This window comes from Flavisolibacter tropicus (genome assembly GCF_001644645.1).
Lineage (GTDB): Bacteria > Bacteroidota > Bacteroidia > Chitinophagales > Chitinophagaceae > Flavisolibacter > Flavisolibacter tropicus.
On record NZ_CP011390.1, the window covers coordinates 3,561,321 to 3,572,331 of the forward strand.

Consider the following 11,011-nt stretch of genomic DNA (forward strand, 5'->3'; position numbering starts at 1 on the left):
TATCTATAACGCCACTTACCTGTCATGCTGAACGCAGTGAAGGATCTCAGAAGCTTTGCTTATAGAAAAAACCGAAATTCATAACCTTTCTCAACGATCTTTCTCGCGATTGTATTCGTTTGTGCCCCACTGTAATACTTCTACCTTCACCTTGATACGGCCTTCTTTCACCATGCCCAATTTTTGTGCGGCCCCTTTTGAGAGATCGATGATCACACCTTCGGCTACGTTTTCATCTGTTGGTCCACGATCTATAATGCGTACCACCACAGAGCCCCCTTCTTCAAGGTTGGTGATGAGTGCCACTGTGCCAAGGGGATAAGTGGGGTGGGCCGCTACCATTTCTTTGAGATGAAAGGTTTCGCCACTGGCCGTTTCTTCACCTTCAAAGGCATGTCCATAATAAGAGGCTAGCCCGGTTTTGGTTTCTTTGACCGTATCTTTTTGTGGCGGTGGAGTGGTGCTGTTATGGCATTGCGCAAAGGAAAACCAACTCACTACCAATACCGACATAAAAAGGAAGTAAGAGTAAAGATGAGCCGATAGACGATAAGACGGTTTCATACAAACGCTTGAAGTAAACGCTACAAATGACCTTTGTTTCTTAAAGTTACGGCTGGAGTAATTGATAAAGAAGAGAGGGTTGCCAAATAAATGGCCTTGAAAGCGCTCATTATGATAAACCTAAATATGCTGTTCAGTAGCCAGCTATGTATTAGCTTAGTGCTTTAATGACTGCATTTTGATCAAGGTAAAGGATAAATGGTTTCGCATATTGGCGGTTGCTCTGCCGGTTTTATTAGTGGTTTATTTCCGGTTCTTTTTCCAACACGGCTTTAACCTCCGCAATACAGGTGCAGTGCTGATAACCTTTATCGGCGCGCTGGCGTTAACTGAAGGTAGTCGTAAGCTGATTTACCAGAGCCGTCCTTTTTTTGCTCGTATACAAAAAAGATGGCTGCGGCTTTTTGTTTTAATACCAGCGGGTATTTTATATTCCACGTTTGTTTATGCGGTAGGCAAGGCACTAAGCAATTATGTACGCCTTGGCGACTGGATGATGTATGCCAATACAGGCTCTAACCTTTATGTCAATGATGTAAAACTTACATCAGGTGTTATAGGTTCAGCCGCTACCTATTCTTTCTTCATTTTTTTATTCTTATTAGCCGTGTATGAAACCTTGTACCATTTCGCCAGGTTGCGCTATACAGAAAGAGAACGAGATGATCTGGAAAGAGAAAAGCTAAAAGCCGAATTACAACAGTTGAAAGGAATCATCAATCCTCATTTTTTATTTAACAACTTAAACTCCCTCTCTTCGCTTATCAGTGAAGATCCAGCACAGGCAGAAGTTTTTCTTGATGAACTCACTAAAGTGTTCCGATACCTGCTACGCAATAACGAAACGGATCTAACCACCCTGGAGAACGAATTGGGCTTATTGCAATCTTACTATCACCTTTTACAAGTCCGTTTTGGTAAAGGCGTTGCGCTGAATGTGCAAGTAGCCGAAGAAGCAAAAGCATTATTACTACCACCATTAACCCTTCAGTTATTGGTAGAGAATGCTGTTAAACACAACCACTATCACACGGATCATCCATTACAGATCCAACTCTTTACTACTTCTAACAATACGTTGGTGGTTCGCAACACGCTTCGCAAAAAACAAGGGCTGGTAGAATCTACAGGTATTGGTCTCAATAGTATTAATCGGCGATACCATATGCTGCAACGTCCTGAATTAAGTATTGAACAGGATGATCAGTGGTTTGCCGTAACGATTGCTTTAATAGATATGGAACAGCCTGCACTTGCGGCGGCAACGAAACGGGAGCTTAAAGAAATGATACAGAAGTAAACTTGTATTGTTCAAGGTTATAGCCATGTCTCCTTTGCATGGATTTGTGTGTAGAAAGAGACACGGCTGAGACCAGGGTAACAGGGAATTGCTGAACGTAAGCCGGTGCCTTTAACAGTTGATAGGCTGCCACCCACGCTACGGTTGTTGGTCAAAAGATACACAACGGCTAGCGCACAGAGAAGATCAACAATGGAAAAGAAGCGTATGTTGTGCGTAGCGCTTAGTTACAACTATTTACTTCCACTTTTTTGAAAAGTTTCTAACGTTGCACGTTTTACAACGTTTTAGATATGTCACATACTCTAATTCTGAAATCTCGGTCTTGTTGCAGGCGTTAATCATGTCCTTAGAATTGGCGTCAATGATATTAATTTTATAGTAACTATTATCATTCGGAGTCACATATTCTGCGACAAGAATTGTCTTGTTGACTGAGTCATATCCGAGTGTCTTACAATCTGAAATCACGTCAGCTGAAAATTCAGGGGTAGATTGAAAAACTAATTGTATTTCATCGCTTTTCGCTTGCTGTTCTAACTTAAAGTTTCCTACAACAATCTCCTGTAAAATTAAATTATCAGCATCACCATCAAAGGCACAACTTTCAAATAAAAAGAGAAATAAAGCAAATAAGGTAAAAAGCCGCATGTTACAAAGTTGTCCGCTTATAGTGAAGCTATTGAGATTACGCACAACAAGTAAAAATACGACATGGATATACAAAAAAGTGAATGCTAATAGCTTGACGCTGAACTGCCGGACATTTGCTTTTACAGGCTGCTAGTGTCGCAATCCACAAAATCCAACCTACTTACTTCAAACAAATTCTCATCTTTGCACTCCGTTATGAAAAAGACCTGGGCACAAGAACTGTTAGCTTTTTATAAGAACCTGCAACCACCACAACAACTACCCAACAACATTGAATGGCTGTACCCACAGCAGCACAAAGAAGTGATGCAGTTGGTAAAGCGTTTCTTTGATAAGTACTATGCTGACAAAGAGCCACGCCGCTTGTTCCTGGGTATTAATCCTGGTCGCTTTGGTGCCGGTGTAACAGGTGTAAACTTTACAGCACCCAAACAACTGAAAGAAGAATGTGGTATTGACCACAATTTGAAAATGCAGTCGGAACTATCCGCTGAATTTATCTATGACATGATCAATGCGTATGGAGGTCCTGATACATTTTATAACGATTACTTTATTGGTGCAGTATGTCCACTGGGATTTATAAAAGACGGTATCAACATCAACTACTACGACGATAAGCAACTGCAGGTGGCCGTTACACCTTTTATTATGGAAAGCATCAATCAACTGCTGCAGCTAAATTTTAAACGCGATAAATGCTTTTGCATTGGTGGTGAAAAGAATTTCAAATTCCTAAACAAACTCAACCAGCAAGAACAATGGTTTGAAGAAGTAGTGCCGCTGCCACACCCGCGCTTTATCTTACAATACAGAAGGAAGCAAAAAGAAGAATATATACAGCTTTATCTACAGGCGTTAAGTGCCTAAGAGTGAGTGGTCAGTGGTGAATGGTGAGTAATGAATAATGAGTGAGGAGTTGATAAGTTGACAGGTTAACAAGGATGTCGATTATTGAAATGAGCATTGTAATACCGCACTACTCTTTATTTGTTGCTTACATACCCTATCAACTTGTCAAGCTGTAAACTTGTCAACTCTCTCCTCCTAATCCTTCCAATCTGGAAAATCCCAGTTCTCTAATCCTAGTTCTTTTTCCTACATTTATCCCTCCTTAAGACAACGCATATGAAGTTCGTTTTTGGTCCCACACCTTTTTAAGGACCTGTTCTCTCTAGTCTTTATCAACTGATGAGCGGTGAGCCGTTACATCTCTTTTTTCAATTGTCTTAATCCTTTTTTTATTCTCATGTCGCAACCAATAACTTATACATCTAAGTCGCATAAACTATTTACGCTCATTAAGCAATCGCTCAAGGGCGAGGAGCAGGATTATACGCAAGGAAGTCTCCGTAGAGCTGTGTTTCTGCTAGCTGTTCCCATGATGCTGGAAATGATGCTGGAGAGTGTGTTTGCCCTGGTAGACCTGTACTTTGTAGGTCACCTGCCCAATAGCAGCCAGGCCATACAAACCGTTGGTCTTACCGAGTCGGTGATCACCATTATTTACTCGCTGGCCATTGGCATTAGCATGGCAGCTACCGCCATGGTGGCCCGCCGTATTGGTGAGAAGAATCCCGATGGCGCTGCACGGGCCGGTATGCAGGCCATTTGGTTATCGGTGTTCATTACCATTATCATCAGTATTGTTGGTGTTATTTATGCAGCCGATATCCTGCGCATTATGGGTGCTGAGCCGGGCACTGTAGAAGCCGGTACAAACTATACGCGCATCATGATGGGAGGCAGCCTGGTGATCATGCTGCTGTTTATGATCAATGGTATTTTCCGTGGAGCTGGTGATGCCTCTATGGCTATGAAAAGCCTGTGGCTGGCCAATATCTGTAACATCATTCTTTGTCCCATTTTGATTCGCGGCCTTGGTCCCATTCCCGCTTTTGGACTAACAGGAGCAGCTTTGGCTACTACCCTTGGCCGGGGCATAGGAGTAGTGTATCAGCTCTATCATTTGTTTAAAGGCGATGGCACGGTGCGCATCCGGTCAAAGCATTTTCATTTGGACTGGCCCCTGATCAAAACAGTAGCTCGTATTGCCTCGCCGGGCACACTTCAATATGTGATTGCCTCGTGCAGCTGGATCTTCCTGGCGGTAATGGTGGCCAAGACAGGCGGTGATAAAGCCTCTGCCGGTTATCAAACAGCCCTAAGGGTGATCATGTTCTTTATTCTGCCTGCCTGGGGCCTAAGCAATGCTGCTGCCACCCTGGTAGGTCAGAACCTGGGAGCAAAACAGCCCGAGCGAGCAGAAGCTTCGGTTTTAAAAACAGCCAAGTACAATATCATCTTCATGGCCGTAGTGACGGTGTTCTTTTTCCTGTTTGCCGAGTTTACGCTCTCCTTCTTTACCAGCGATCCGGATGTTACGCGGTATGCCGCGCTGGCTATGCGTATTGTGAGTGCAGGCTATGTATTTTATGGGATTGAAATGGTGATGATCAATGCCTTTAATGGCGCCGGCGACACCTGGACACCCACCTGGGTAAACTTGTTTGGCTTCTGGTTGTTGCAGATACCGCTTGCCTATGTTTTATCGGTAGTATTAAACCTGGGGCCGATGGGTGTGTTTATTGCCATACCGGTGGCAGAAACCTGCATTACCATTGCCGCTTATATTCTGTTTAAGAGAGGCAGGTGGAAAAAGGTGAAGCTGTGATGGTGAGTAGTGAGTGGTGAATGGTGAGTAAGGGTGAACGCTGTAAGCTATGGGAGAAATGAGTGATGAATGAGGAGTGATGAGTGGTAAATGGTGAGTAACGTGAAACGTGAAATGGTCCACTGCCTACGGACTACGGTCGACAGAAGGGAGAGTGGTCAATAAGAAGTCTTCAGTGATTAATATAATTTATACAGCCCTAAGGCTGCAATAGATTAAATCTATTGCAGCTTTTTTTATGGGTATAGCGTGAAGGGCTCATCCTTAGGAAATCGTCCTTTTAAATTTGTTTATGATGTTGTAACTTTAAGAGTCTCAAAAAATGGCATAAGCAACTGCCTCCTGCCTCTTTACATTTTACACGCTTTTGCCATTACCCTTAATCAGTTACGTTTCCGTTCGCATCGCTATCGATTTCTGTTCTGTTTCGAAAAGCTAGTAGTACGCATTTGTAAACACTATTAAAAATTGGAACGATGAGACTTGCCGAATTTATCTTATTAAGCGAAGGGGAAAAGAAAGTAGTTGTTCTGCACCAGGGTATTCTGATAGCCAAACGCACCCGCTATCCTTACATGGTATTTCTTTTTCAAATGGATAATTATTACGCAGAGGCTTTTTGCAATATACAGACGAAGGCCATAGAGGAATACCGGGCGTTTAATCATCCATCATTGCTGAAACCCTACCTGGAGGAGATTGCTATTGATGATTTGTTGGAGTGATTTCAAGATTTTTGATTTGGGTTTCGCACAGAGCTAAGGAGAAAAGGAGGGAATGTTTTTTGATTTTTGGCGTCCCTACACTCTCAGACAGACGGCTATTCGTAATGTTTCTTGCCATTGTCACCCTGAGCTTGGCGAAGGGTCACTTGCGCTTACAGCCTGCCTGCCAACTATAACGCCACTTGCTTTTGTCATCCTGAGCGATAGCGAAGGATCTCAGAGAGGTGCGCCTAGGAATAGGCTGCTATCTAAAAGTTATTCCAGATAGCAGCCTATTCTTTCATGTAAAAGCTGTTTCTAAAAGAGGTGTTTAGCACACTTGCTGATTCATTACTTAATGCAAGCTCACCACCTTGGTGATCTTAAACTCATTGTTTCTATACTGCCAGAAGATCATAAAGCGGGCGGGGTGAGGCTTGGCATTAGGTTCTTCTTTATTGCGAAACTGGTGCACGCCCATTTCTATGGCACCAAAGCCTGGTATCCAATACACTTCAATGCTGCCGGGTATCAACTCGCGGGTTACTTTGCCACAGACATTTTTACGTATCCCTTCTACCACGTCTTGTTTGCTTTTGGTTAAGCCACCATTATCATGATAAAACTCCAACGTGTCGGCATAAAAAGCTGCATGCTTATCGAGGTTAACGTTACAGGTATTGTAATAACCAAAGAACACACTGTCTAAATGCACAATGGTATCATAGAGCTTTTGATCCCTGGAAGTGTATTTGTAATCCTGTGCCGTGGCTTTATTTTGAAAGGTGATACTGATAATTAAGAAGACCGCGGCTAAAAAGTACTTGGCGCTTCGCATGTGCACTGTGGTTTTAGTTTATAAAGATTACTTTTTGTAGGCGTAAATCATAATCGGTAGAGAACTAATTATTCTCTAATGCTGAGGGTATTCCAGGGTCTTTATTTGTTTCGCCAGGATATGAATTCACAGACATGTCTGTACCAAACAGCAGACCTTTTTCTTTGAAAAAGGTTCTTAGCTTTTCTGTTTTTCCATAACACTCATCTCCTATATCCTTCAGCTGATTTGAACCTAGATCATACCGGTCACAATGGAAACATATAAGTATGTAGTCTCTTAGTATTCCTTTCTTGTCTATAAAAAGAATAGCGTTTCGAGGTTCGTAACACTGTGTTATCACCCTGACCTTAGTTTTTGTTTTATAGAAATTATTAAAGAGAATATCGGTCAACAGATCAACTTCGTTTTTCTTCAACACCACTGTTTCAATGAGACTATCTTTCACTACTGTATGTCCTTTCATAGGGTAGTTCTGTACATGATGCCTGAAGGAAACCAGTTTAATGGAGTCTGCAACATCGAATGGATAAAAGTGAAGACGATTTGATGGAGAATACATTGGCTTATAAATACAACCAATGTCACTAGCGCTAGGGACGTCAACGGTTTCTCTTTTTCTTTTTTGTCCAAAAGCCGTGGGTGCTAAAAGTGTAATGCTTAGCAATAGGAATAATACGTGTTTCAAGCCAGTTAGTTTCTAAGTCTAAAATACCGCATCTTTCATTACGCACACTTTTATTCCCCTTTCTCTCTTTCTCACTCTTAGCTTCCTTCATCAGCTAATCACAATCCTGTTAATCCTTATTAAATCTTGTTAATCTGCGGTCCAAATCAGACATCCTTAAATCAGAAATCAGCCATCTCCCCTTACTTTGCACTATGACTCCAATCGGCGTATTTGATTCTGGTTATGGCGGATTGACCGTACTAAGAGAACTGGTGAACCAGCTGCCGCAGTATGATTACCTGTACTTGGGCGATAATGCACGGTCACCTTATGGCACACGTTCCTTTGAAACAGTATATCGCTATACGCTGCAGTGTGTAAAATGGTTGTTGGATCAAAACTGTCCACTGGTGATTTTAGCCTGCAATACGGCTTCGGCAAAGGCCTTGCGCACCATCCAGCAAAACGATTTGGAAAAGCTAAACCCTAAGGCTCGCGTGCTGGGTGTGATACGGCCTACCACAGAAGTGATTGGCCAGTACTCCAATACCAACAGCATAGGAATATTAGCTACTAACGGAACCGTACAATCGCAATCGTACTTGTTGGAGATTGAAAAGTTCTTTCCGGGTCTTAACGTGGTGCAGGAAGCCTGCCCTATGTGGGTGCCATTGGTAGAGAATAATGAGCACACCAGTGAGGGCGCTGATTATTTTATTAAAAAGCATGTGGACAATGTGCTGACGAATAATCCTGATGTAGATACATTGTTACTAGCTTGTACGCATTACCCTTTATTAAAAGATAAGATTCAACAGTACCTACCTGCACATGTAAAGCTGCTTTCGCAGGCGGATATTGTAGCACATAGTTTGATAGACTACCTGCAGCGCCACCCGGAAATAGAGAGCCAAATCTCTCAAAAAGGAGAGCGCCTGTTTTATACAACAGACGCTCCGGAAGATTTTAATATGAAGGCTACTACTTTCTTTGGTTCGGCAGTGCAGTCGCGCCATACCGATCTATCAATCTAATGATTTCAACCAGTCTTTAATACCCTTGTAGATCTGCTTGGCTACCTGCTTGTGAAACTTAGGATCATTTATACGCTTTTCATCTTCAGCATTGCTCAGGAAAGCTACTTCTACCAGGCAGTTGGGGTATTCTGTTGGGCCGCTCAAGGCAAAGTTGAACGAGCCCACATTGCCAAAGTTGTTTAGTCCCAGCGCCAGCATCCGATCAAGTATATGTTGCGTTAAAGGGCGGAAGCCAATATAACGGTAGTAGGTACTGGTGCCGCTTACAGTGGCGTTGGAAGAAGAGTTCAGGTGAATGCTAACCATCACATTGGGATCCTGCTCACGCAGCATTAGCGTACGGTCGATCATACCCAGGTCAACATCTTCATTGCGCGTCATGTATAGATTAGCGCCTTTCTTTTTCAGATACTTTTCTACTTGCTTAGCAATTAAAAGGGTGTAGTCTTTTTCCTGGATCTTGGTATTCGTTCCAGATGCACCTGCATTGCTACCACCATGTCCAGCATCTATGGCAATATTGAGATGTTTCACTTTTAGCTTTTCGGGTTGACGCTTCACACGCACCGTAAGGATGTTGTTTTTGTAATAAACAAAATAGCCCCAGTGTTGTGCATGCTTTAGTTCAATGTATATACGGAACACATCGTCTTCTAATTGCTCATGCCATACATTCTTTACTTCCTTTACCGTTTTTAATTGTGTGACCCAGTTTGTATTGCTGGTAGCACCAAAAATGTCGATCACAATACGTGAAGGATCGATCTGTTGTTGGGTGCGATAAGGTAAGCGCTCTGGTAAACCGATAGTGACATAATCGTACGCTGAATCACCATTCACGCGCCAGCTGCCTGTTAGATAAGAGGGCTTTGGCTTTGCGGCCGTATCAACTTTAAAATTCGTCTTAGGCAGGTAGGCGGCGTGTTGTGTTGATAGTTGCACTTTGTACACATCGCCGGTGCTGTCAATCACTTTTACCAATATACCAGTATCCAGGTAATTCATTTTAGCGCCACCCAGGCGGTCGGTACCCAAGCCATAATCCATATAGGGTAAACGGCCAGTGGTGCGGCCTGTGATAGGGGTTTGAGCGGAAATGGTCGATAAAATAAAACAGTAAATAACGAGAAAAAGGTACTTCATACCGGCAAATTAAGCCAAAGCGTCTTTTTTGGCGGTTTTATAGCAGCGTACTGCTTTATTTTTAGCTGAACCATCTGATACCATGAAAAAACACCTGTTCCGGCACCTTGGCTATACGGCTGCAATGGCGGTGGTTTTTGCAGCCTGCACGCCAGAAAAAGCTACCGTTCAAACTCCTATCAAAGCAGACGCTAATAGCGCCTTCTTTTCTGCGTTTGCTGATAGCCTGGAAAAGGGCTTGGACAAAACACAATATGGGTACTCTATTGCTATATACAGTGGATCAAAGCTGGTGCTGAATCGCTCTGCCGGTCAGCGTTCTAAAGCTGTTGATGCTGAAGGTGCACAACCGTTTACAAATACCACGCGCATTCACATAGCCAGTCTTTCAAAAACCATTACTGCTATAACTGCACTGGAGTTGCTACAGGAAAAAGGGATTTCTCTTTCCGACAGCGTTTATAAATACCTGCCTGCGCAATGGAGCATGACTGCGAGTTTTAAGACTATTACCTTTCACCAATTGCTTACACATACAAGCGGACTGCGCAATGCCGATGGCAGTAGCAACAATACAGACTTAAATACCTACAAAAGTCTGAAAGCCATGGCAGCTCGGGAAATCGATTCTTCAAAAAGCTATTGTTATCAAAACGCCAACTTTGGCTTATTGCGTATAGCCCTGCCTGTTATTAATGGGTTAGCGCTGACAGGTAATGAGGCGCAGGACGATAACAATACCCAGCAGGCGTATGAACTATTAGTACAACAACATGTGTTTGATAAAAGCGGCATTGCCAACGCACAATGTGAATGGCAACCGGGTTATGCCTTGCTGTATGATTATCCCTATACTGGCCGCCGCGGTTATAATGCCGGCAACCTGACCGGCCGCGCTGGTGGCTTAGGCTGGTACCTGACGGCTAATGAGCTAGGTAAAGTATTAAGCAAACTTTCCAACCCTGGTGATGAAAGCATTTTAACCAACAACTGGAAAGACTCTTTACTGCAAAAAGGCTATGGCTGCTTTTCTACTGCTACCACCAAGGGAGACGCCTACTGGCACGACGGTATCTGGCATTGGATGCCCCAAGGTCAGGTGCCGCAGGGCATGCGTAGCTTGTGGATAAAGCTGCCCTACCAGGATATGACCGTGGTGCTATTGGTAAATGCCCTGCGTGAACAAAATAACGCACCGGCCTTCCCGGTAGAACATACAGGTATTGTGTCGTATGTAGTGAGCGCGTTTAATGCAGCGCTGAAAAAGCCATCCTAAAGAGAGCGCTTCGCGCTATAGGGTTTCACGCAGAAGCGCAGAGAGAGGGGGAACCACAGAGGCACTGGGAGCACAGAGCGTCACAGAGAATAGGAAAGAAGTTTAAATAGAAAAGCACTCCACTTCAGGGGGCTTTTCTATTTAACGAACC

The 11,011-nt window shown here is 43.3% G+C and carries 11 protein-coding genes; 6 read left to right on the forward strand and 5 right to left on the reverse strand.

What is annotated here, in order from left to right; genetic code table 11:
- Positions 1-90: 90 nt before the first annotated feature.
- Positions 91-564 (reverse strand): septal ring lytic transglycosylase RlpA family protein, encoded by a 474-nt coding sequence (locus tag SY85_RS14960; protein ID WP_066405710.1) that lies wholly within the window; start codon positions 562-564, stop codon positions 91-93.
- A 178-nt stretch (positions 565-742) separates the two neighbouring features.
- Between SY85_RS14960 and SY85_RS14965 the strand changes: the two genes are divergently transcribed.
- Entirely contained in the window at positions 743-1,864 is a 1,122-nt protein-coding gene (locus tag SY85_RS14965) for a sensor histidine kinase (protein ID WP_066405711.1), read from the forward strand.
- 237 nt (positions 1,865-2,101) lie between these two features.
- Here SY85_RS14965 and SY85_RS14970 read toward each other — a convergent pair whose 3' ends face one another.
- Positions 2,102-2,515, reverse strand: a complete 414-nt coding sequence (locus SY85_RS14970; protein WP_066405712.1) for a hypothetical protein — start codon at positions 2,513-2,515, stop codon at positions 2,102-2,104.
- A gap of 198 nt (positions 2,516-2,713) precedes the next feature.
- On the opposite strand from SY85_RS14970, the gene SY85_RS14975 reads away from it, so the two are divergent.
- From SY85_RS14975 to SY85_RS14985, 3 genes are all read left to right on the forward strand, one after another.
- Complete coding sequence (locus tag SY85_RS14975; RefSeq protein WP_066405713.1) at positions 2,714-3,388, forward strand: uracil-DNA glycosylase family protein; 675 nt, start codon at positions 2,714-2,716, stop codon at positions 3,386-3,388.
- Positions 3,389-3,767: 379 nt separating this feature from the next.
- Entirely contained in the window at positions 3,768-5,192 is a 1,425-nt protein-coding gene (locus SY85_RS14980) for an MATE family efflux transporter (protein ID WP_066405714.1), read from the forward strand.
- 476 nt (positions 5,193-5,668) lie between these two features.
- Complete coding sequence (locus tag SY85_RS14985; RefSeq protein WP_066405715.1) at positions 5,669-5,917, forward strand: hypothetical protein; 249 nt, start codon at positions 5,669-5,671, stop codon at positions 5,915-5,917.
- Between the two features lie 334 nt (positions 5,918-6,251).
- Here SY85_RS14985 and SY85_RS14990 read toward each other — a convergent pair whose 3' ends face one another.
- Both SY85_RS14990 and SY85_RS25480 read right to left on the reverse strand, forming a co-directional pair.
- Positions 6,252-6,734 (reverse strand): nuclear transport factor 2 family protein, encoded by a 483-nt coding sequence (locus SY85_RS14990; RefSeq protein WP_066405716.1) that lies wholly within the window; start codon positions 6,732-6,734, stop codon positions 6,252-6,254.
- Positions 6,735-6,798: 64 nt separating this feature from the next.
- On the reverse strand, positions 6,799-7,422 hold the full coding sequence (locus SY85_RS25480; protein WP_148661210.1) for a hypothetical protein: 624 nt from the start codon (positions 7,420-7,422) through the stop codon (positions 6,799-6,801).
- Between the two features lie 194 nt (positions 7,423-7,616).
- Between SY85_RS25480 and murI the strand changes: the two genes are divergently transcribed.
- Positions 7,617-8,438 carry a glutamate racemase gene (gene murI / locus SY85_RS15000; protein ID WP_066405718.1) on the forward strand — a complete coding sequence of 274 codons (822 nt, stop codon included), beginning with the start codon at positions 7,617-7,619 and terminating at the stop codon, positions 8,436-8,438.
- On the opposite strand, the gene SY85_RS15005 is transcribed toward murI, so the two are convergent.
- Positions 8,430-9,584: an N-acetylmuramoyl-L-alanine amidase gene (locus tag SY85_RS15005; RefSeq protein WP_066405719.1), complete on the reverse strand. Its 1,155-nt coding sequence runs from the start codon at positions 9,582-9,584 to the stop codon at positions 8,430-8,432. The two genes, murI and SY85_RS15005, sit on opposite strands and share 9 nt — an antisense overlap.
- An 82-nt stretch (positions 9,585-9,666) precedes the next feature.
- On the opposite strand from SY85_RS15005, the gene SY85_RS15010 reads away from it, so the two are divergent.
- Entirely contained in the window at positions 9,667-10,860 is a 1,194-nt protein-coding gene (locus tag SY85_RS15010) for a serine hydrolase domain-containing protein (RefSeq protein ID WP_066405720.1), read from the forward strand.
- The last annotated feature ends 151 nt before the right edge of the window (positions 10,861-11,011 follow it).

Excerpts from the sequence above, each read along its gene's own strand:
- SY85_RS14980 (WP_066405714.1), top strand. The coding sequence starts at position 3,768 with ATGTCGCAACCAATAACTTATACATCTAAGTCGCATAAACTATTTACG.
- SY85_RS14985 (WP_066405715.1), top strand. The coding sequence starts at position 5,669 with ATGAGACTTGCCGAATTTATCTTATTAAGCGAAGGGGAAAAGAAAGTA.
- murI (WP_066405718.1), top strand. The coding sequence starts at position 7,617 with ATGACTCCAATCGGCGTATTTGATTCTGGTTATGGCGGATTGACCGTA.
- SY85_RS15005 (WP_066405719.1), bottom strand. The coding sequence starts at position 9,584 with ATGAAGTACCTTTTTCTCGTTATTTACTGTTTTATTTTATCGACCATT.
- SY85_RS15010 (WP_066405720.1), top strand. The coding sequence starts at position 9,667 with ATGAAAAAACACCTGTTCCGGCACCTTGGCTATACGGCTGCAATGGCG.
- SY85_RS14970 (WP_066405712.1), bottom strand. The coding sequence starts at position 2,515 with ATGCGGCTTTTTACCTTATTTGCTTTATTTCTCTTTTTATTTGAAAGT.
- SY85_RS14990 (WP_066405716.1), bottom strand. The coding sequence starts at position 6,734 with ATGCGAAGCGCCAAGTACTTTTTAGCCGCGGTCTTCTTAATTATCAGT.
- SY85_RS14975 (WP_066405713.1), top strand. The coding sequence starts at position 2,714 with ATGAAAAAGACCTGGGCACAAGAACTGTTAGCTTTTTATAAGAACCTG.
- SY85_RS14960 (WP_066405710.1), bottom strand. The coding sequence starts at position 564 with ATGAAACCGTCTTATCGTCTATCGGCTCATCTTTACTCTTACTTCCTT.